The sequence below is a fragment of the Ketobacter sp. genome (assembly GCF_003671495.1).
Taxonomy (GTDB): domain Bacteria; phylum Pseudomonadota; class Gammaproteobacteria; order Pseudomonadales; family Ketobacteraceae; genus Ketobacter.
On the sequence record NZ_RCHN01000013.1, the window covers coordinates 226,171 to 246,827 of the forward strand.

Here is a 20,657-nt window from a genome sequence, read left to right on the forward strand (position 1 = left end):
GCTGTGAGGCATTTGCAGTGGGGCATATTTAACGGGGTGTGAAGTCCACATTCACCATCGCAAACAGACCTTCGGTGTTGTAGTTGGTGACTTCAATATAATCTTTGTCCAACAGGTTATCGATGCGGGTTCGCACCGTCCATTGAGGACTGATCTGGTAGGAACCGCGCACACCGAGCAGGCCGTAACCCGGCATTGCGTCACCACGGTTGTCGTACTGCTTGCCCTGCAGATACCAGGACAACCCCACGGACCAGCGCTCGGTGACTTTGTCCACTTCCAGTGACGCCATCTGCCGCGGCGTCAACTGCAGATCGGCGCCGGTGATGTCGTTCTTGGGCTGCTGGTACGTCAGGTTCAAGCCCACGTCCAGGGTGTACAGGTTGGAACCCAATTGCAGTTCCGCCCCCTTGATGGTGGCCTGGTTGATGTTCTCCGGGCCGTAGATCACCGGGTTGTAGGCAATGAGATCGTCCGCTTTGGTGCGGAACACGTGAAACGACACCATCATGGCTTCGGTGTAGGTATCCAGCCCCATTTCAATGGAGCGAGAACTCTCCGGCAGCAGATCGGGATTGCCGTAGCCCGGGTAATACAGGTCATTATTGGAAGGCGCCTTGAAGGCCTCGCCGTAGGTGAAAGACAGTTTGGTCTGCTCTGAAAAATGCCAGGCAATACCGGCGTCCCCAGTCAGGTGACTGCCGAACACCTCGTCGTCATCGTGACGCAACCCGCCCTCCACCGTCATAGCCCCCAGGCGGGAATTGGCGTTCAGGTAACCGGAGAACATATCGCGGTCAGACTTATCATAGTTCCCCCAGTCCAGGGTGTAAGAAGCGTCTTCCACTTTATAGTCGGCACCGAAGTTGATGCGATTGTTGGCATCCATCTGGTAGGTGTTTTCCCACAGGGCTTCATCCCGCATCACCTTGCCAGTGCCGTTGTTCCACGACACCAGACGATCGCTGCTCACGTACTCTTCATTAAAGCGGCCGTATTGCAGCTTGCCGGTGTACTGGTCCAGGGTGATTTCCGTACCGATTGCGGCAATGGTGGAATCCGTGGTGGTGGAGGGATAGGCGCCGGCGCCATCCCAGTCGTTTTCCGTTTCATTGCGGATCAACGACACAAAGCCGTCGATCTGGTCCGTGAACGTGGCCACCCCGCGGTAACTCAGGTTGGATTTGCGATAGCTGTCGTCGTCCAGGTCCAGCCAGTCTTCGCCAGTGGCATCGTCATCCGAATACTGGTTGTCGAAGCCATCTGACTCCACATGGGACAGAGTCAGGCTGTAGGTGGAGGATTCCGATGAACCGGTGGCGGTCACAATGCCCTCGCGGGTGTTGTCGCTGCCGTAACCCGCGGTGTAGCGCACCCCATCCTCTTTGCCGGAACGGGTGAAAATCTGGATCACGCCACCCAGGGCCGAGGAGCCGTAGAGGCTGGACTTCGGCCCCCGTACAATCTCGATGCGCTCGATCTGGTCCACGGGAATCTGCTGGATGTCCACATCACCACTGGTGCCGCTTTCGATACGGATGCCGTCCACCAGCACCAGGGTACCGGAGGCGCCCATGCCCCGCAGGCTCACGCTGCTGTTGGAGCCACGCCCGCCACGCCGACGCACGTTCACCCCGGGTACGGTCTTCAGCACCTGGTACAGGTTGCGTGCCTGGGTGCGCCGGATATCCTCTTCGGTGATCACCGTGGTGGAGGCCAGAGTGTCTTTCAAGGCCACCGGTGAACGAGACGCCGTCACCACCACTTCATCGCCCATCTCGGGTGAATAGGCTGCCACCTGCAGCGTTTCCTGACCATACACCGTGGACGCCAACAGGCCGTAGCCGGCAACGATAAATCGCAATTTCATGCAATACCCCTAAACAAATAACAATAAAGGACTACGTGTGTTCCAAAGGGGTACAGCAACGGTTGGATGCATTGAAAATCCGATACGCCTTCGGTAACCACACCTGGGTATCGTCACCGTGACGGTAGCCGCACCAATAAAAACCCGTTACTGGTAGGTGACGAGCACGCTTTCTTCCACAGAGAAAAAACCGTGTGATGGCAGGTCTCCTGGCTCACGTGTCATCGCATTTTTCGGCCTTCCCAGTTACCCAGTGGCCGTGGTTGAAAAATGCTCTTCGCTTACAGTTGCGGGGACAGCCGCGGACTCAACAGCCTGTGCTCTGACAGGGTGCCTTACCGCGTTCCCATTTAATCCTTCGCAGGAACCATCGGCGGCCTAGTCTATGGATCGGGGGCCATTAGTCAAGGAATTCGGTGCTAAACTGATTAGCAGAATGCCAACCATGAGGTGAAATATGGGCCGCCCCACAAAAGAACAACTGGCCGCCGCGCTGGCCGAAGCCGGTCGCATGCGGGAACAGGGTGAAGACCCGCACTACATGGCCAAGTGTCTGTTAAACCACGAATATCGGCTTAAATTGCTGGAGCAGCTGTACGATCAGGTGCAGCACTATATTCACTCCGGCCAGAGCAGCACCGAGCACAGCAAACTGACCCGCCTGCTGGCCAAACTGGAGAGCGAAGAACGGCACCCGGGCCTGGATTCCCACTAGCCCGCCATTACACTTCAGCGAGCACAAGCGCCCGTTTGGGGCCGGGATAGCCTTCGATGGTACGGGTGGCATCCTGCGCATCGAGAAAGTCTGGCAGGGATTGGAAGGTCATCCAGTCGGTGGGGCGTTGCTCCTGCGCCGTGGTCACCGTCACATCCACACAGCGCGCGTTTTTAAAACGCACCTTGCGCAACCACTGCAACAGGGTGGGCACCGAGGGCAGGAACCAGACATTCCCCATGCGGGCATAACGGCCGTCCGGCACCAACACCTGCCCCTCCTCTCCGTCAATCACCAGAGTCTCCAGCACCAACTGGCCTCCGGGTCGCAGCAGATCCCGTAGCTCAATCAGGTGATCGAAGGGGGAACGGCGGTGGTACAGCACGCCCATGGAAAACACCGTGTCGAACGCCCGCATCTCTGCCGGCAGATGTTCAATGCCCAGGGGCAGGTGGTAGACCGGCTGCTGCCCGATAAAGTGCTGCAGGGCCCGGAACTGCATCTGGAACAACAGGGACGGGTCCACCCCCAGGGTCAGGGCCGCCCCAGCCCCCCGCATGCGCCACAGGTGATAGCCGCTGCCGCAACCGATATCCAGCACCATACGCCCGTGCAGGTCATCGATATGGGGCGCCAGACGATCCCATTTCCAGTCCGAGCGCCACTCCGTGTCAATGTGCACGCCACACACTTCAAACGGACCTTTGCGCCAGGGGTGCAACCCACGCAGGCTGTGCTCAATGCGGGCACGGGTGGGCTCATCCACGTCCCCTGCTGCTCCGGCCCGCACCACCGCCTGGTCCAGGGCAAGGGAGGAAATCGCCACCCTGGGCAAGTCCAGCACGGCCTGCTGCCAGCGGGCAAAATCCCCATGCTTGTCCGGCTCCACCTGAGCCAGGGCTGAGCGCAGGGCCGCTCCATAAGGGGCCAGAGGTGTGCGGGCGGCGTGATCAAAAAAGGCGTCGAATTCCATGGGTTGTCTGCTGCAATGAGTTACTTGATGGCCACAAACGAGGCGAAGTTGAAGCACTGGAACCAGCAGTACACCTGGCTGAATCCCGCCTGCTGCAAGCGCTGGATATGGTCTGCGCCGGACTCCGGGATCAACACATTCTCAATGGCCTGGCGCTTCTGGCTGATCTCCAGGTCGCTGTAGCCGTTGAGGCGCTTGAATTCATGATGCCACTGGGTGAAGTGCTCTTGCTGAGGTTCGGCGGGCAGACGGATTTTTTCTGACAGAATCAGGCCGCCTGCGGGGTTCAAGCCTTCATACAGGCGCTGCACCAGGGGCAGGCGTTGATCCAGGGGCACAAACTGCAGGGTATAGTTGAGGGCCACCAGGGAGGCATTTTCGATGGGGGTATCCTGGATGTTTTCACAACGCAGTTCCACCGTCGACGGGGACAGGTCTGCCGCGACGTTGGAGCGACAGCGCTCGATCATGGGTGCGGAGTTGTCCACCGCTACCAGGGTTACATCGGGCACCTGGATATGGCGGCGCAGAGCCAGGGTGGCGGCCCCCTGGGAGCAGCCCAGATCGTACACCCGGGAGCCCCGGGTCACCAGGGAGCTGGCGAACACCCCCAGCATGGCGATGACGGTTTCATAACCGGGCACTGAGCGCCGGATCATATCGGGAAACACGCTGGCCACCTGCTCATCAAAGGTGAAATCCACCAGATGGGTGAGGGGCTTGGCAAACAGTTTGTCCTGGGAGGGCTTGTCAGTCATGGCAGCAGCGGCAGTCACCTGGGCTAGAATGGCGCCATTCTAGCCCGAGGTCACTTGGTTGCCAAACCTGGCAGCCGAGCCGGTGGTGGGATTAACGTTCGGCGGAGATCAGCAGGGTATCGAAGTAGTTGGCCAGATGCAGCATCTGCTCATCATCCAGCTTCTTGAACACCTTGTTCACCACCCCATGGCCGGCAGCCTGGCAGGTGGAGATGGCGCCGTCGGCAATCTTGCGTACCACAAACCCGTGCTTGAGCTTGTTGATGGCTTCCTTCATCAGGCCTTCCAGCAGAATATCCACGGTCATTGACATCAGCGCCATCAATTCACCCCGGTTTTCCTCAATCTGACCTGCCCGCACTGCGGCCACCACATTCTTCATGCGGGTAAAGGTGGCTTCATCCATTTCACAACCGGTGCAGGCCTTGCCGTTGGAGGACTGGTGATCCCGTACATAGATCTCGTCCACGAACTCGATCATGGGGGTCAGCTCCTCATTGCTGCGTTTTTTCAGCAACTGGGGCACCAGCATCTTCGCGGTTTTACCGATGATGTCCGCCGTGGAGTGGATGATCTTGGTGGCCATTTTGCTCAGCCCCAATGCATCCACGGTGTCCACCAGGAAGGCGCTCAGCATTTCCGGGATGAAGTAATCCATGGTGGATTCCATCAGCGGAATGTGGCTGTCCTTGGCGCCGTTGGCATGGCGTTCCAACAGTTCGATGGCCGCGCCTTCCAAATCCTTGGAAGAGGCGAAGGCCAGATAGTACTTGGTTGGCATGTTGTAGGTTCCTGTTTCTTGTTTTCTGCCCTGTGTGCGACGATCGGCTCAGGCCGCCGTTACACCCCCCATTTGAAGAAGTCGTGTTTTTCCGACAGATAGTATTTCGACAATACCATCTTGTGGATTTCTGAAGCACCGTCCACCAGGCGGGCCTGACGGGCATAGCGGTAGATCCACTCGATGATGGTGTCCTTAGAATAGCCGCGGGCGCCACAGAGTTGAATGGCAGTATCGGCGGCCTTGTGCAGCGTGTCAGCCACCTGGATCTTGGCGATGGAGATTTCCTTGCGGGCAAAATCCCCCTGATCCAGCTTCCAGGCCGCATTCATGGTAAGCAGGCGGCCGATGTGGATCTCTTTGGCCACGTCACCCATCATCCACTGCACGCCTTCATGGCCAGACAGGGTGGTGCCGAAGCTCATGCGGTTTTCCACGTAGCCACCGGCGATCTCCATACAGCGCTTGGCCAGACCCAACCAGCGCATGCAGTGGGTCAGGCGGGCGGTGCCCAGGCGGATCTGGGTGACTTTGAGGCCGTCGCCAATGTTCAGCAGGCGGTTCTCATCGGGGATTTCCAGGCCGTCGAATTTCAGTTCGCAGTGGCCGCCGTGCTCTTCCGGGCCCATGATGGGGATGCGGCGCACGATTTCCCAGCCGGGCTGATCCTTATCGAACAAAAAGGCGGTCAATCCCTTCCGTTCATCGTCGGAGGTCTTGGCGATCAGGATGAAAGTTTGCGCACCTTCAGCCCCGGTGATGAACCACTTACGGCCGTTGATGATCCATTTGTCGCCCACTTTTTCTGCGCGGGTGTAGGTGAGGCTGGGGTCGGAGCCACAACCGCCGTCCGGCTCGGTCATGGCGAAGGCGGAACGCACCTTGCCATCAATGATGGGCTGCAACCACTTATCCTTCTGCTCGTCGCTCAGGATCTTGTTGAGCACGATCATGTTGCCGTCGTCGGGGGGTGCACAGTTGAAGGCCACCGGGCCAAAGGGGGAACGGGCCGCTTCTTCGTACAGGGCCGCCATGCCCACCACGCCCAGCTCCCGGCCACCGCGTTCCTTGGGCAGTTGGAAACCCCACAGGCCCTGGGCCTTGGCTTTCTCCCGCAGTGTGGCCACCACGCTTTCCTTCAGGTTCTCATGCTCATCGAAGTTAGCCTGGTCGGATTCCAGGGGAATCACTTCTTTGGCGACAAAATCACGGACCTGCAGGCGCGTGCTTTCAATCTCATCTGATAATGTAAAGTCCATACAACCCTCTGCAAACAAAACTAAAAATAAAAACCAACACTAAATTTTGGTGACGGCATGACCACCGTCTATGGAAATAACCGATCCGGTCATGTAACGGGAAGCATCCGAAGCCAACAGCAGCAAGGGTCCCAACAGATCTTCGATCTTACCCAGCTGCTTCTGCGGAATGCGCTGAATCATACGCTTACCGCCCTCGGTCTCAAAGTAGTCCCGGTTGATGTCGGTGAGGATATAACCGGGTGCCAGGGCGTTAACCCGTATACCGTAGTCCGCCAGTTCCAGGGCCATGGCCTTGGTCAACTGGATCAGGCCCGCCTTGGAGGCGCTGTAATGGGACAGGTAACTGGTAACCCGCAGACCCAGCACCGACGCCACGTTGATGATGGAGCCGTGCTTGCCCTGGGCATTCATGCGGCGAGCCCCTTCCTGGGCCACCAGAAAAGCGCCTTTTAGGTTGGTATCCAGGACTTTGTCCCAGTCCTCTTCGGTGATCTTGAGGAACGGGGCGGACAGGCCGATGCCGGCGTTGTTCACCACCACATCCACGCAGCCGAAGGCGGCTTCCGCCTGGTCATAGGCTTCGACGATGGAGGCCCGATCCGCCACATCCATGGTCACCGCCAGACAGCGCCCGCCTTCATTCTCGATCTGCTCTTCCAGTGCCAGCAACGGGTCGCGACGGCGCGCCGCCACCACCAGTTTGGCCCCCTGGCGGGCCAGGAACGGCGCAAACATCTGGCCGAATCCGCTGGATGCACCGGTCACCAAAACCACTTTGCCTGCAAGGCTGAAATTCACATCAGTCATGAAAAATCCTTAATTTGTCTAGCCGGAAAGGCCCCCGAGCATACGTGAAAGGCGGTTTCAATCCAATTGACCCAGCAGACAGAATAGTAGCCGCAGGTGACAAACTGGCCTTGCCAGTATTCAGCCCTTGGGGTGAAGGTGTAAAATAACCGACCCGGTGATTTTCCAATCGAGTGCAGTCCGTGAGCCAGTTAAACCCCCGCCAATCCGAAGCCGTCCACCACATTGACGGCCCCCTGCTGGTACTGGCGGGGGCCGGTTCCGGCAAGACCAGCGTGATCACCCGCAAGATCGCCCACCTGATCCAGAAGTGCGAGATCCCCGCCCACCGCATCGTGGCGGTCACCTTCACCAACAAGGCCGCCCGGGAAATGAAAGAGCGGGTCAGCCAGCTGGTGAAAGGCAAACAGGCCCGGGGGCTTACCGTGTCCACCTTCCACAACCTGGGGCTGAACATCATCCGCAAGGAGCAGCAGCACCTGGGCCTGAAAAACGGCTTCTCCATCTTTGACGATCAGGACAGCCGCACCCTGCTGACCGAATTGCTGCACCGGGAAACGGAAGTGGGGGCCGATGACATCGACTACATCCGCCACACCATCAGCAACTGGAAGAACGATCTGGTGACGCCTTCCCAGGCCCTCTCCCGCGCCAACGACGAAGACGAGATGCGGGCCGCGCAGACCTACGCCCAGTACGACCGCATGCTGCGGGCCTATAACGCCGTGGATTTTGACGACCTGATCCTGCTGCCCACCTTGCTGTTCCGGGATAACGAAGAGATTCTGGAGCGCTGGCGCAACCGCATCTATTACATGCTGGTGGACGAATACCAGGACACCAACACCTCGCAATATTTGCTGGTGCGCCTGCTGGTGGGCAAACGCGCCCGCTTCACGGTGGTGGGGGATGACGACCAGTCCATTTACGCCTGGCGCGGTGCCCGTCCGGAAAACCTGGCCCAGCTGGCCCAGGATTACCCGTCGTTGAAGGTGATCAAGCTGGAGCAAAACTACCGTTCCTCCGGTCGTATCCTGAAATGCGCCAACCAGGTCATCGCCAACAATCCCCACGTGTTTGAAAAGAAATTGTGGAGCGAACACGGTTACGGCGACCCTATTCGGGTGATGCGCTGCCGTACGGAAGACCACGAAGCCGAAAAGATTGCCAGCGAGATTCTCAATCAGCACCTGCAGAAAAAACGCCCGTTCAAGGACTTCGCCGTGCTGTACCGGGGCAATCACCAGTCCCGCATCATCGAGCTGAAACTGCAGCAGTTCCAGGTGCCCTATAAAGTCAGCGGTGGCAGCTCCTTTTTTTCCAAGGCGGAAATCAAGGACATCATGGCCTACCTGCGCCTGATCATGAACAGCGACGACGACAACGCCTTCCTGCGCATTGTGAATACACCACGGCGGGAACTGGGGCCCAGCACCCTGGAGAAACTGGGGGAATACGCCCAGGGGCGGGAGCGCAGCCTGTTTTCTGTGAGCTGTGAAATGGGACTGGCGGAAACCCTCAAAGCCAAACAGTATTCCATGCTTAAACGCTTCCACGACTGGATTGAGGAAACCCGGGACAATATCCAGCGCGGCAATGCGGTGGCGGCCATCAAGCAGATGATCCGTGACATTGATTACGAAAACTGGTTAACGGAGCAGTCCTCCAGCCCCAAGATGGCCGAAAAGCGCATGGAGAACGTCTGGCAACTGGTGAGCTCCATCGAGCGCATGCTGGAAAAAGCCGACGACGAAAACGACGTACAAAGCGTGATCGGCAAGTTGATTTTGCTGGATATTCTGGAACAGCAGAAAGAGGAGGATGACTCCGACCGGGTGCAACTGATGACCCTGCACGCCTCCAAGGGACTGGAGTTCCCCTATGTGTTTTTAATGGGCATGGAAGAGGAACTGCTGCCCCATCGTTCCAGCATCGAGGAGGACAACATCGAGGAGGAGCGCCGCCTGATGTATGTGGGCATCACCCGGGCCAAGCGGGAGCTGACCATGAGCTATACTGCCAAGCGCAAACAGTACGGTGAGGAATTCGAGCCCACCCCCAGTCGTTTTCTGGATGAAATGCCGCAGGACGACCTGGCCTGGGAGGGGCGCGGCTTTGAGAAGTCGAAAGAGGAAAAGCAGGAAATCGGCAACGCCCATCTGGCGAACCTGAAGAATCTGTTTGATTGAGCCGGTGGGGTCAAACGAATGCCATAAAAAAGGGCCGGTGCAAGACCGGCCCAATTCGGAGAGAAAACTTTTTCGGTGGTGCGATCAGTCGCCCAGAGGCAGACTGTAAGAAACGACCACTTTGGGCTTGCCGTTATCCTGCTCTTGATCAACCTGCTGGCTCACAGTGAAAGACAGGTTGTCGTTGTATGCATAGGACAGATCCACGTGGGTCATATCGTCATCAGCGATATCATCGCTCCAGCCGAAGTCCCCACGAATGTCATGGTGACCCACCAAAATGGAGAACGCATCGTAACCGTAGCTGATGGTGTAGTAGGCGTTGCCGGAACCGCCAGCGATGTTGTCATAGCCAGTTACAGAGAAGCCAGCGAAGCCCAGAGACAGCACGGCGTCAGACAGTTCGCCTGGATCGTTAAAGGTTTCATAGTTGGCATAGGTGTAGGTCCAAACGCTCAGATCGACGGAAACGCCACCGAACTCTGCACCATAACCGGCATACAGGTCGTACTCTGAACCCCAGGCGCCATCACCTGAAGCAGCCCATACGCCCGTGTAGAATCCACTGCTGGAGTAGCTCAGATCACCGGATACTTGCGCATCACCAGTACCCAGATCGAAACCGCGCCACAAATACATGTTGGCAATGCCAACAGCAGCAGATACTTCCGCGTTAGCAGCAGGCGCAACGGTCATGGCTCCGGCAACGGCCAGAGAAAGAGCACTCAAACGAAGCATTTTGGATTGTTTATTCAACATAAAAAGTAACCCCCAGAGGTTAGACGATATAAGGTTTTAAAACCTTGGTTTACGAACTCCCGACAACAAAAGCAACGAGCGTGCCAACAAAATGCATGGGGCTCAGACAAGGCAATACTGGGATTTTCAAGCGGGGATCATGTCATAAAACTGCAATGCGCGCACTTTAAAAGTGCGCGCACCAAAAGCGGGCGCACCAAAATCGCCCAAGCCGCCGCTATTGCGCAGACGGAGAAGCGGACAAACTGTCTACCTGTTTATCCAGTGAGCTAACTTGCTTGTTCAATTGATCCAACTGGGATTGCATGGCCTTCAGGGATTGCTCCAACTTGGCGCCCAGCTCATCAATGCGGGACGCCTGTTGCTCCATGGCCTGCTGGATACTGGCTATGGATTGATCAACCGAACTCTGATTGGCGGTGCTGTTCAAATTGGCCTGCAGGGCAACCACCTGGGCTTCTACGGCAGCCACCGCCTGCTTGGCTGCGGCCTCGACCTGTTGCTTCTCCTGTGCCAGTTTCTGCACCATTTGATCCCGCAGGGCAGCCACCTGAGCCGACTGGGACTGGATCATGGTATCCATACGGTCCCGCAGGTCCTGCTGAATCAGAACCTGGCCTTTTACACCATCCCGGCCCGGCTTGCCGGGAACCCCCGGTTCTCCGGCCTCTCCTCCGGCCATCCATTTACGGTTACCGGTGAGGGTGCGCATGTTGATGTACTTGCCTTCAGTGCCAGCGCCACCGTCTCCACCGGCACCCGCTTCGCCTCCCTGACCACCACCGTTCTGCACACTGATCAGGGTTGCGACATCCCCTACTGCGCCTTTCTCACCCAGCACGCGGTAGGTCAGGGTGACCTGGCCACCATTGCCGCCGTCACCACCATCACCGCCAGCTCCCCCGGCACCTCCGGCGGGCGCGTTGCATTTATCAAACGGCCCGGCCGCCTGGCCCTGCCCTCCGGTACCACCCTGTCCCCCGGCACCACCACGGCTGTTGATGGTCAGGGAGCCCAGCCGGGCAATGCCCATCATCATTACCAGGGACACCCCTTTGCCCCCCTGGGTACCATGACCGGCATCGCCACCGCGCCTACCGGCTTTACACTCTTCCGCCTGCCCCGACCGGTCCTCGCCAGCGTTGCCGGGTTTGCCATCCGCACCCCGGGCCAGGATTTTCACATCCTTGCCGATTTCCGCCCAGGCCGCGTCCAGTTGCAGCTGCTCCAATGCGCCGGGCACCTGTAACACCGCACCGTCTTCCAGAATCAGCTTGTCGAAGAACACTGCAGACTGTTGTGGGGACAGCGTGTGGGTTTGCCCCGCCTTAACATGCAAGACATTTTCTGCGTGTACCATGGCGCTCATCAGCACCAAAAGGCCCATCAAAACTCGGCTCATTGGAATTCCTGTAAGTTACGATTAAAGACACTGCGTGGGCAGCCTGAAGCATTCATGTTAGAGTGACAGGCACCCGCTGTAACCATGATAACAACACCTGTGACGGGAGTTCATCCATGGAAATGGATAACCGGACCACTCAGTTACTGACCCGCTATCAGTCTACCCGAAAAATGTCCCGGGATATCGCCGAGCCGCTGCAACCGGAAGATCAGATGATCCAGTCCATGCCGGATGCCAGCCCCACCAAATGGCATCTGGCGCATACCAGCTGGTTCTTTGAGACCTTCGTGCTCAACCGCTATCTGCCCGGCTATCAACCTTATGCCCCCGAATTCGCCTATCTGTTCAATTCCTATTACAACCAGGTGGGGCCCCAATACCGGCGCCCGCAGCGGGGCCTGATTTCACGACCGACGGTGGCCGAGGTACACGCCTATCGCCAATACGTGGATGATCACCTGCAAGCACTGCTGAGGACCGGGTGGGCCGACCCGGCGGGCCTGCAGCTGATTGAGCTGGGTGTGCAGCACGAGCAACAGCACCAGGAGCTGATGCTGACCGACATCAAACACGGATTCTCATTCAACCCCCTGTACCCGGCCCTGGTGACCCGGGAGCCTGAGCGCGGTTCCGCCAGCACACAACACTGGTTAACTTATGCGGGTGGCCAATACAACCTGGGGTATGACGGCCCCGATTTCCACTTTGACAATGAAGGCCCCCGCCATCAGGTGTTGGTGCCGCCCTTCAAGCTGGCCCAGCGCCTGGTCACCAACGGGGAATACCTGGACTTTATGGCCGATGGTGGTTACCACAACCCCTTGTTGTGGCTATCGGATGGCTGGGCCTGGCGCCAGCAACAGCAGGTGGAGCAGCCGCTGTACTGGCAGCAGGCCGATGGTCAATGGCAGCACTACACACTGGCAGGCCTGCAGCCCATAGCGCTGACGGAACCGGTGTGCCACATCAGCTATTACGAAGCGGACGCCTTCGCACAATGGAGTGGGAAACGACTGCCCACAGAAGCGGAATGGGAAACCGCAGCCGGTTCCCTTCCCGTGGCCGGTGATTTTCTGGATCTGACCCGCCTGCACCCGGCCCCGGCACCCGCCGGAGACGGCCTGCAGCAACTTTACGGCACCTGCTGGCAATGGACCCGCAGCGCCTACAGCCCCTACCCCGGTTTCAAACCGGCCGCCGGTGCCGTGGGGGAATACAACGGCAAGTTCATGTGCAATCAGCTGGTGTTGAAAGGTGGCTCCTGTGTCACACCCCGGGGGCATGTCCGACCCAGCTACCGCAATTTTTTCCCCGCCCACGCCCAGTGGCAATTCACCGGCATAAGGATGGCCGACGATGCCTAACCAAGACACCAACACCGCCCTGGCGCTGATTGATGAAAGCCTGCCCCAGGACCAGGAATTTCTGCAGGACGTGTTGCACGGCCTGAGCCAACCCCGCAAGAGCCTGCCGTGCAAATACTTCTATGATGAGCAGGGCTCGCAGCTGTTCGAAGCCATCTGCGACACGCCAGAGTACTACATCACCCGCACAGAGCTGGGCATTCTCACCACCAACATGCAATCCATCGCCGCCCAGGTGGGGGCGGGCTGCGACATCCTGGAGTTCGGCTCCGGGGCCGGTATCAAAATACGGCTGTTGCTGGCGGGTCTGCAGCAACCCCGCAGCTACATTCCCATCGACATATCCATGGAAATCCTGGCGCAATCCGCCCGCCAGCTGTCGGCCGAGTTCCCCCAGGTTCATGTGCATCCTATTGTGGGCGACTATCACAAAGACATCGAACTGCCCGCTGCCTTTCGCCAGCCCGGCCAGCAGCGCAAGCTGGTGTTCTTTCCCGGTTCCACCATCAGCAATTTTACGCCACAGGAAGCCGGAGCGTTCTTGCAGCGCATCCGCGCCCTGCTGGCACCGGGGGATGGCCTGCTGATCGGGGTGGATTGCGTCAAGCCCACCCCCATCCTGAACGCCGCCTATAACGACGCAGCCGGTTACACCGCCGCCTTTAACCTGAATCTGCTGCAGCGCATTCAAGACACCTTTGCCACCAACCTGCGACCCCAGCACTTTTTTCACCATGCGTTTTTCAATGCTGAAGAGTCCCGCATTGAAATGCATCTGGTGAGCAAACGGGATCAGTTGATCGACATTGAGGGCAGGTGTTTCAGGTTCAGGAAGGGAGAAACCATCCACACGGAGAATTCCTACAAATACAGCGTGCCCGGGTTTGTCGCCATGGCCAGACAGGCCGGCTTCCACCCGACAGACCTGTGGCAGGACCCGCAACAACACTTCAGCCTGCATTACCTGACCGCCGGCTGATGCCATGTACAGCGCCACAACATAAGCCACAACGACAGGCCACAAAAAGGAAAGCCCGCTTACCAGACCGGATTAACATCCGGAATGATAAGCGGGCTCCCGCCTCCCAAGCTCTTATACTATAGACAAATCCGGCTCAGACTGCGATATAGCGTCGCACCACATCTTCTTCCATATCCTTGCCCAGACCGGACAGCACCACTTCACCCCGGTCCATTACCGCGTAATTGTCGGCCAGCTCACGGGCGAAGTCGAAGTACTGTTCCACCAACAGGATGGCCATCTCACCCCGGTCCCGCAGCAGGGAGATCACCTTTTGGATATCCTTGATGATGGAGGGTTGAATGCCTTCGGTGGGTTCATCCAGAATCAGCAGTTTGGGTTTGGTCACCAGCGCCCGGGCAATGGCCAGTTGTTGCTGCTGACCGCCGGACAGGTCACCACCGCGGCGCTTCAGCATCTGGTACAGCACCGGAAACAGCTCGTAAATTTCATCGGAAATTTTGCGCTGGTTACGGGGCAGCACCGAGAAGCCCGTTTTCAGGTTCTCCAGCACCGTCAGCTGGGAAAACACATCACGCCCCTGGGGGACATAGGCAATGCCATTCTTGGCCCGCTCAAACGGCGCCTGCTTGCTGATGTCCTGGCCATCCCACAGGATCTGGCCGCTTTTGATGGGGTGCTGCCCGGCCACCGCGCGCATGAGGGAGGTTTTGCCCACCCCGTTGCGCCCCATGACACAGGCCACCTGCCCTTTGTCTGCTTCGAAACTGACTTTTTTCAGCGCCTGGCTGGCGCCGTAATACAGATCGATGTTCTCTATTCTTAGCATATTGAATCTCTCTGCTCAGCGCCCCAGATACACTTCGATCACCTGCTCGTTGGCCTGCACCTGTTCCAGGGTGCCCTCCGCCAGCACATGACCTTCGTGCAAAACCGTCACCGGGCACGCCAGCGCCTTGATGAATTCCATATCGTGTTCCACCACCACCACCGAGCGTTCGCCGGCGATTTCCTTCAGCAGCTTGGCGGTCAACTCGGTTTCGTGGTCGGTCATGCCCGCGGCAGGTTCGTCCACCAACAGCAGGTCCGGCTCCTGGTTCAACAGCATGCCGATTTCCAGCCACTGCTTTTGACCGTGGGACAGATTGCCGCCGAGCCAATCCCGCTTCTCCGCCAGGCCCACCCGCTTGATCACCTCATCGATGCGCCGATACTGCTCGGCATCCAGTTTATGGAACAAGGCTTTGAACACACCCCGGTTACCGGTCAGGGCCAGCTCCAGGTTTTCAAATACGGTGAGACTCTCGATCACGGTGGGCTTCTGGAACTTGCGACCGATGCCCATGTTGGCAATGTCTGCTTCATCGTGCTTGGTGAGATCCACCATGTCACGAAAGAAAACATCCCCCACATCCGGTTTCAATTTACCGGTGATGATGTCCATCATGGTGGTCTTGCCGGCGCCATTGGGCCCGATGATGGCCCTCAGTTCGCCGGGTTTTACCGTGAACGACAAATCGTTGATTGCCTTGAAGCCGTCAAAGGTTTTGCTGACGCCGTTCAAATACAGGATGTGCTGGGGTATATGTTTGGTCATCAGCTTCATGATGCCACCTCCCCACTTGCACCCGCCTGCAGGGCTTTTTTCTCCGCCCGCTTATCCTTCCATTGCTGCACGATGCCCACCACACCCTGGGGCAGGAACAAGGTGGACACCACGAATAATCCCCCCAGCATGAACAGCCAGATTTCGGGGAACGCTCCGGTGAAGAAAGTTTTGCCGTAGTTCACCAGCACCGCGCCGATGATGGCACCGTAGAGGAAGCCACGGCCACCCACCGCCACCCAGATGATGATCTCGATGGAGTTGATGGGCGAGAACTCACCGGGGTTGATGATGCCCACCTGTGGCACATACAGCGCCCCGGCGACACCGGCCAACATGGCACTGAGTACAAACACGAACAACTTGTAGTGTTCCACCCGGTAACCGATAAAGCGGGTGCGGCTTTCCGCATCGCGAATGGACACCAGCACCCGCCCCAACTTGGAGGACACCACGTAACGACACAACAGATAACCCAGAATCAACGCCACCCCGGAACACACAAACAGTGCCACCTTGGTGGTGTCTTTCTGCAGGCTGAAGCCCAGCAGGTCTTTGAAATCCGTCAGCCCGTTATTGCCGCCAAATCCCATATCGTTGCGGAAGAAGGCCAGCATCAGTGCATAGGTCATGGCCTGGGTGATGATGGAGAGGTACACCCCGGTGACCCGGGAGCGAAACGCCAGCCAGCCGAAGACAAAGGCCAGGATGCCCGGCGCCAGCGCCACCATCACCATGGCAAAGAAAAAGTTGTCAAACCCGTACCAGTACCAGGGCAGTTCCTGCCAGTTGAGAAACACCATGAAGTCCGGCAGCAACGGGTTGCCATAAACACCCCGGTCACCGATCTGGCGCATCATGTACATGCCCATGGCGTAGCCCCCCAGGGCAAAAAAAGCGCCATGCCCCAGGCTGAGAATCCCGCAGTACCCCCAGATCAGGTCCACCGCCAACGCCAGCAGGGCGTAGCACAGGTACTTGCCCAGCAAGCCGATGGTGTAGGAGGAAACATGGAAGAAGGAGTCCTTCGGCACCCACAGGTTCAACACGGGCAGAATGATGATCACCGCCAGGATCAACGCCATCAGGCGCCGTCCGGCCACGTCGTTCATGAGCCAGGCCAATCTGGATTGCGATGTCATGGCTTAACCCTCCACAAAGCGACCCTTGATGGCAAACAGCCCTCGTGGTCGTCGTTGAATGAACAGGATGATGAACACCAGAATCAGGATTTTGGCGAGCACGGCGCCGGCCATGGGTTCCACAAATTTGTTGGCGATGCCCAGGCCCATGGCGGCCACAAAGGTGCCCCACAGATTGCCCACGCCGCCGAACACCACCACCAGGAACGAGTCGATGATGTAGGACTGGCCCAGGTTCGGCCCCACGTTGGTAAGCTGGCTCAATGCCACCCCGGCAATGCCGGCAATGCCGGAGCCCAGGCCGAAGGTCATGGCGTCCACCCAGCCGGTGCGGATGCCCATGGAACTGGCCATGGAGCGGTTCTGAGTCACTGCCCGCATCTGCAAGCCAAAGAAACTTTTCTTCAACAGCAGCATCAGGCCGAACAACACCATCAAGGCGAAGATAATGATGTAGAGCCGGTTGTAGGTCAGTGACAGAAAGCCATTCAGTTCCCAGGAACCACTCATCCAGTCCGGGGTAATCACCGAACGGTTAAGGGGCGAAAACACAGAGCGTACCAGTTGCTGCAGAATCAGGCTGATGCCGAAGGTGGCCAGCAGGGTTTCCAGGGGGCGGCCATATAAATGTCGAATGACGGTGCGCTCAATGATGACCCCCATCAAGCCGGACACCAGGAAAGCCGCCGGCACCGCCACAATCAGGGAAGCACCGATCTGGTTGGGCATGATCAACTGGATCACATAGGTGGTGTAGGCCCCCAGCATGATCATTTCACCGTGGGCCATATTGATGACCCCCATCACGCCAAAGGTAATGGCCAACCCCACGGCCGCCAGCAACAGCACCGACCCCAGGCTGAAGCCAAAGAACAGGTCTTCAACGAATTTGTACCAGGTTTCCATAGCCTTGAGGCCTTTCAAAACCGATGTGGCCTCTTCCCGCACCAGCTCACTGGATTCCACATAACTGCCGTCTTCATTCTGCTGCACCAGTGCGGTCAACATGGCCATGGTGTGCTTGTTGGCGAAACCGTCCATGTCTTTCACCGCCTGGATGCGGTCCACTTCGTTGTCGCTCTGCAGCAGAATCACGGCACGGGCCACTTTCAAGGCCTTCAGTACCGAGTTATCTTTTTCCTTTTTGATGGCCCCCTGCAGCACCTCAAGAAATTCCGGGCTGGGGGTCTTGATCAGGTCGTCTGCGGCTGCCAGCCGGATCTCGGCTTTCTTGCTCAGCAGCTTGTAGCCGGCAATCTGGGTACGCAACTGTTTGCGCAGCCGATTGTTGGTGGAGATTTTTTTCACCTCGCGCTTGCCCACTGCGCCCAGGTCTTCTGCCGTCAGTGCATCCGTAATTTGGTAGCCGGATTCTGCACTGGCGGTAAACACGATTTTGTCATCGGATTTTCGGTAGAACAGATCGCCCGCCAGCATGGCTTCCAGAACCGGCAACACCCGTTCATCGTCCAGTGCCGCAATGGCCTCTACCGCTTTGGCCTTTTTGTTAAAGCTGGATGAGGTCAACTCACTCAGCAGCGATTCCAGGCTGGCACCTGCTTCTGCATCTTCAGCCCACGCCGGCGACGCGTAAAGGCCGCTTAAAAGGCAGCTGAACAGTACCAGCAATACTCCCCAGTATTGTTTTATCATAGTGATTTGCTTCTTTAAAAAAGCCCCGCCAAGTATTGCTGTGCTCAACCGGGCGAGGCTTTTGGTGAATGTGTCTAGATCGTATTAGCGATTAGCGATTAGCGAATCAGTAATTCTGACCTGAACACTTCTTGGTTTCGGTGTTGTAGTTACCGCACATGATCTTGGGATCTTGCCAATCCGCTTCGATCTTGGCGCTTTCCGGCAGGAAGTCAGTCCAGGCGTCTCCGGGCACTTCACCTTCGGTTTGCCATACGGTTTCAAACTGGCCGTCTTCCTGGATCTCACCGATCAGAACCGGCTTGGTCAGGTGATGGTTCGGCAGCATCTTGGCGGTACCACCGGTCAGGTTGGGGGTTTCCAGGCCAATGATGTTTTTCAGCACGTCATCCACTTTGGTGGACTTGCCTTTCTCAACCGCTTTCACCCACAGATTGAAACCGATGTAAGTGGCTTCCATAGGATCGTTGGTGACACGCTTCTTGTCTTTGATGAAGGCATGCCATTTCTTGATGAACTCTTCGTTGACTTCGGAATCCGCACTCATGAAATAGTTCCAGGCAGCCAGGTGGCCCACCAACGGCTTGGTATCAAAGCCGGACAGTTCCTCTTCACCCACCGAGAAGGCAACCACCGGAATGTCTTCGGCGGATACGCCCTGGTTCGCCAATTCCTTGTAGAAAGGCACGTTGGCATCCCCGTTGATGGTGGACACAACTGCGGTTTTCTTGCCAGCGGAACCGAACTTTTTGATGTCGGAGACAATGGTCTGCCAGTCGGAATGACCGAACGGGGTGTAGTTGATCATGATGTCTTTTTCAGCCACGCCTTTCTGCTTCAGGTAAGACTCCAGGATCTTGTTGGTGGTACGGGGATAAACGTAGTCGGTACCGGCCAATACCCAACGCTTTACGCCCACTTCGTTCATCAGGTAATCCACCGCGGGGATCGCCTGCTGGTTCGGCGCAGCACCGGTATAGAATACGTTCTTGGAGGATTCTTCGCCTTCGTACTGAACCGGATAGAACAGGATGCCGTTCAGTTCTTCAATGACGGGCAGTACGGATTTACGGGATACGGAAGTCCAGCAGCCGAAAATAACGTCAACCTTTTCCTTTTCCAGCAGCTCTTTGGCCTTTTCTGCAAACAACGGCCAGTTGGAAGCCGGGTCTACCACAACGGCTTCCAGCTTCTTGCCCAGCAGGCCGCCTTTTTTGTTCTGCTCTTCCACCATCATCAACACGGTGTCTTTGAGCGTGGTTTCACTGATGGCCATGGTGCCGGACAGTGAATGCAATACCCCAACTTTAATGGTGTCTGCAGCCATGGCCACAGAGGACACCAGGGACATGGATGCAGCAACCGCCGCTCCAGTCATTGTTTTTATCCATTTGGACTTGGTTTTCTTCATGGGAACTCCCCCAGTGAGTTTATTGGTTTTTGTGAACGCACACCGGGAAAAGCATTTTCCATGCCACTGGCTCCCCACACCCGAAAGAGGTCACTATTTAACCTGTATTAATGGTTGAGCAACGCAGTCTGAATTCGCAACGGCACCATTATGGATCACCAACAACACGCAGGAACCATAATTGGGCACCAAATGTCGTATCGCACTCAAAAGATCCATTGAAGTGCATTTATGACGACGGACTGATCAGTTACTCCCAATTGCTTTCCACTTTCAAATCCTGAATAAAAAAGGGCGCCGACTGAGGCGCCCCGTTTTAATGCATATCGGCGGGATTTTTGAATTACTTCAGCATGCCGTGCTCACAAATAAACTGCATAATCTCGGGTAATCCCCGCTTTTCTTTCATATTGGCGAATATAAACGGCTTGTCTCCCCGCATTTTTCGGGCATCCCGATCCATCACGTCCAGGGACGCGCCCACCAACGGCGCCAGGTCGATTTTGTTGATCACCAGCAGATCCGATTTGGTGATGCCAGGCCCGCCTTTGCGGGGAATTTTGTCCCCCGCCGATACGTCAATCACATAAATGGTGAGATCCGACAGTTCCGGACTGAAAGTGGCGGCCAGGTTGTCACCCCCGCTTTCGATGATCACCAGATCCAGGTCCGCGTGGCGCTGATTGAGCTCCGCCACCGCCGCCAGGTTCATGGAGGCGTCCTCCCGAATGGCGGTGTGGGGACACCCTCCGGTTTCCACCCCCATGATGCGATCCGGCGACAACGCCTCATTGCGGGTGAGGAATTCGGCGTCCTCCCGGGTGTATATATCATTGGTCACCACGGCAATATTGAAATCATCCCGCATGGCTTCACACAGACGCAGAGTCAATGCGGTCTTGCCGGAGCCCACCGGCCCCCCTATTCCTACTCGAAGGGTTTGTTTGCTCATGTTGTCCTCTATGGTTTTTAAGTAATAG

18 protein-coding genes and 1 riboswitch are annotated in these 20,657 nt (G+C 57.3%); of the genes, 4 read left to right on the forward strand and 14 right to left on the reverse strand.

The features are described from left to right. Positions 1-28: 28 nt before the first annotated feature. Positions 29-1,870: a TonB-dependent receptor domain-containing protein gene (locus D9N14_RS05865; protein ID WP_290577935.1), complete on the reverse strand. Its 1,842-nt coding sequence runs from the start codon at positions 1,868-1,870 to the stop codon at positions 29-31. A gap of 181 nt (positions 1,871-2,051) precedes the next feature. Next, positions 2,052-2,257: riboswitch (cobalamin riboswitch) on the reverse strand. A gap of 70 nt (positions 2,258-2,327) precedes the next feature. Between D9N14_RS05865 and D9N14_RS05870 the strand changes: the two genes are divergently transcribed. Then, entirely contained in the window at positions 2,328-2,585 is a 258-nt protein-coding gene (locus tag D9N14_RS05870) for a hypothetical protein (RefSeq protein WP_290577938.1), read from the forward strand. Positions 2,586-2,592: 7 nt separating this feature from the next. Here D9N14_RS05870 and cmoB read toward each other — a convergent pair whose 3' ends face one another. From cmoB to D9N14_RS05895, 5 genes are all read right to left on the reverse strand, one after another. Beyond that, a complete protein-coding gene (cmoB, locus tag D9N14_RS05875; protein WP_290577940.1) occupies positions 2,593-3,558 on the reverse strand; it encodes a tRNA 5-methoxyuridine(34)/uridine 5-oxyacetic acid(34) synthase CmoB in 966 nt (321 codons plus the stop codon). A 20-nt stretch (positions 3,559-3,578) separates the two neighbouring features. Continuing rightward, the gene (gene cmoA / locus D9N14_RS05880; protein WP_290577942.1) at positions 3,579-4,316 is read right to left on the reverse strand and encodes a carboxy-S-adenosyl-L-methionine synthase CmoA; all 738 of its coding nucleotides are present in this window, start codon (positions 4,314-4,316) and stop codon (positions 3,579-3,581) included. 91 nt (positions 4,317-4,407) lie between these two features. Further along, a complete protein-coding gene (locus D9N14_RS05885; RefSeq protein ID WP_290577944.1) occupies positions 4,408-5,097 on the reverse strand; it encodes a hypothetical protein in 690 nt (229 codons plus the stop codon). A gap of 59 nt (positions 5,098-5,156) precedes the next feature. Beyond that, entirely contained in the window at positions 5,157-6,356 is a 1,200-nt protein-coding gene (locus D9N14_RS05890; RefSeq protein WP_290577945.1) for an acyl-CoA dehydrogenase family protein, read from the reverse strand. A gap of 39 nt (positions 6,357-6,395) precedes the next feature. Continuing rightward, positions 6,396-7,166, reverse strand: a complete 771-nt coding sequence (locus D9N14_RS05895; protein ID WP_290577947.1) for an SDR family NAD(P)-dependent oxidoreductase — start codon at positions 7,164-7,166, stop codon at positions 6,396-6,398. A 182-nt stretch (positions 7,167-7,348) separates the two neighbouring features. Here D9N14_RS05895 and rep point away from each other — a divergent pair, with 182 nt between their 5' ends. Then, complete coding sequence (gene rep / locus D9N14_RS05900) at positions 7,349-9,355, forward strand: DNA helicase Rep (RefSeq protein WP_290577949.1); 2,007 nt, start codon at positions 7,349-7,351, stop codon at positions 9,353-9,355. 84 nt (positions 9,356-9,439) lie between these two features. Here rep and D9N14_RS05905 read toward each other — a convergent pair whose 3' ends face one another. Further along, positions 9,440-10,114: a TorF family putative porin gene (locus D9N14_RS05905; protein WP_290577951.1), complete on the reverse strand. Its 675-nt coding sequence runs from the start codon at positions 10,112-10,114 to the stop codon at positions 9,440-9,442. A gap of 217 nt (positions 10,115-10,331) precedes the next feature. Next, the gene (locus tag D9N14_RS05910; protein ID WP_290577953.1) at positions 10,332-11,516 is read right to left on the reverse strand and encodes a hypothetical protein; all 1,185 of its coding nucleotides are present in this window, start codon (positions 11,514-11,516) and stop codon (positions 10,332-10,334) included. 116 nt (positions 11,517-11,632) lie between these two features. Here D9N14_RS05910 and egtB point away from each other — a divergent pair, with 116 nt between their 5' ends. Both egtB and egtD read left to right on the forward strand, forming a co-directional pair. After that, on the forward strand, positions 11,633-12,883 hold the full coding sequence (gene egtB, locus D9N14_RS05915) for an ergothioneine biosynthesis protein EgtB (protein ID WP_290577955.1): 1,251 nt from the start codon (positions 11,633-11,635) through the stop codon (positions 12,881-12,883). Then, entirely contained in the window at positions 12,876-13,862 is a 987-nt protein-coding gene (gene egtD / locus D9N14_RS05920) for an L-histidine N(alpha)-methyltransferase (RefSeq protein ID WP_290577957.1), read from the forward strand. Before egtB ends, egtD begins: the two co-directional genes overlap by 8 nt. 136 nt (positions 13,863-13,998) lie before the next feature. Here egtD and urtE read toward each other — a convergent pair whose 3' ends face one another. From urtE to ureG, 6 genes are all read right to left on the reverse strand, one after another. Next, a complete protein-coding gene (urtE, locus tag D9N14_RS05925) occupies positions 13,999-14,694 on the reverse strand; it encodes an urea ABC transporter ATP-binding subunit UrtE (protein WP_290577959.1) in 696 nt (231 codons plus the stop codon). 15 nt (positions 14,695-14,709) lie between these two features. Next, positions 14,710-15,471, reverse strand: coding sequence for an urea ABC transporter ATP-binding protein UrtD (gene urtD, locus D9N14_RS05930; RefSeq protein ID WP_290577961.1), 762 nt, complete (start codon positions 15,469-15,471; stop codon positions 14,710-14,712). Continuing rightward, positions 15,468-16,556: an urea ABC transporter permease subunit UrtC gene (gene urtC / locus D9N14_RS05935; RefSeq protein WP_411267921.1), complete on the reverse strand. Its 1,089-nt coding sequence runs from the start codon at positions 16,554-16,556 to the stop codon at positions 15,468-15,470. Before urtC ends, urtD begins: the two co-directional genes overlap by 4 nt. Before the next feature lie 60 nt (positions 16,557-16,616). Then, complete coding sequence (gene urtB, locus D9N14_RS05940; RefSeq protein WP_290577965.1) at positions 16,617-18,266, reverse strand: urea ABC transporter permease subunit UrtB; 1,650 nt, start codon at positions 18,264-18,266, stop codon at positions 16,617-16,619. Between the two features lie 106 nt (positions 18,267-18,372). After that, complete coding sequence (gene urtA, locus D9N14_RS05945) at positions 18,373-19,644, reverse strand: urea ABC transporter substrate-binding protein (RefSeq protein WP_290577967.1); 1,272 nt, start codon at positions 19,642-19,644, stop codon at positions 18,373-18,375. Positions 19,645-20,020: 376 nt separating this feature from the next. Continuing rightward, complete coding sequence (gene ureG / locus D9N14_RS05950; RefSeq protein ID WP_290577969.1) at positions 20,021-20,629, reverse strand: urease accessory protein UreG; 609 nt, start codon at positions 20,627-20,629, stop codon at positions 20,021-20,023. Between the last annotated feature and the right edge of the window lie 28 nt (positions 20,630-20,657).

Coding starts and splice junctions, on each gene's coding strand:
- D9N14_RS05870 (WP_290577938.1), top strand. CDS start 2,328: ATGGGCCGCCCCACAAAAGAACAACTGGCCGCCGCGCTGGCCGAAGCC.
- urtE (WP_290577959.1), bottom strand. CDS start 14,694: ATGCTAAGAATAGAGAACATCGATCTGTATTACGGCGCCAGCCAGGCG.
- D9N14_RS05895 (WP_290577947.1), bottom strand. CDS start 7,166: ATGACTGATGTGAATTTCAGCCTTGCAGGCAAAGTGGTTTTGGTGACC.
- urtD (WP_290577961.1), bottom strand. CDS start 15,471: ATGAAGCTGATGACCAAACATATACCCCAGCACATCCTGTATTTGAAC.
- urtB (WP_290577965.1), bottom strand. CDS start 18,266: ATGATAAAACAATACTGGGGAGTATTGCTGGTACTGTTCAGCTGCCTT.
- cmoB (WP_290577940.1), bottom strand. CDS start 3,558: ATGGAATTCGACGCCTTTTTTGATCACGCCGCCCGCACACCTCTGGCC.
- D9N14_RS05905 (WP_290577951.1), bottom strand. CDS start 10,114: ATGTTGAATAAACAATCCAAAATGCTTCGTTTGAGTGCTCTTTCTCTG.
- D9N14_RS05890 (WP_290577945.1), bottom strand. CDS start 6,356: ATGGACTTTACATTATCAGATGAGATTGAAAGCACGCGCCTGCAGGTC.
- cmoA (WP_290577942.1), bottom strand. CDS start 4,316: ATGACTGACAAGCCCTCCCAGGACAAACTGTTTGCCAAGCCCCTCACC.
- egtB (WP_290577955.1), top strand. CDS start 11,633: ATGGAAATGGATAACCGGACCACTCAGTTACTGACCCGCTATCAGTCT.
- D9N14_RS05885 (WP_290577944.1), bottom strand. CDS start 5,097: ATGCCAACCAAGTACTATCTGGCCTTCGCCTCTTCCAAGGATTTGGAA.
- urtC (WP_411267921.1), bottom strand. CDS start 16,556: ATGGCGTTGATCCTGGCGGTGATCATCATTCTGCCCGTGTTGAACCTG.
- urtA (WP_290577967.1), bottom strand. CDS start 19,644: ATGACTGGAGCGGCGGTTGCTGCATCCATGTCCCTGGTGTCCTCTGTG.
- D9N14_RS05910 (WP_290577953.1), bottom strand. CDS start 11,516: ATGAGCCGAGTTTTGATGGGCCTTTTGGTGCTGATGAGCGCCATGGTA.
- D9N14_RS05865 (WP_290577935.1), bottom strand. CDS start 1,870: ATGAAATTGCGATTTATCGTTGCCGGCTACGGCCTGTTGGCGTCCACG.
- egtD (WP_290577957.1), top strand. CDS start 12,876: ATGCCTAACCAAGACACCAACACCGCCCTGGCGCTGATTGATGAAAGC.
- ureG (WP_290577969.1), bottom strand. CDS start 20,629: ATGAGCAAACAAACCCTTCGAGTAGGAATAGGGGGGCCGGTGGGCTCC.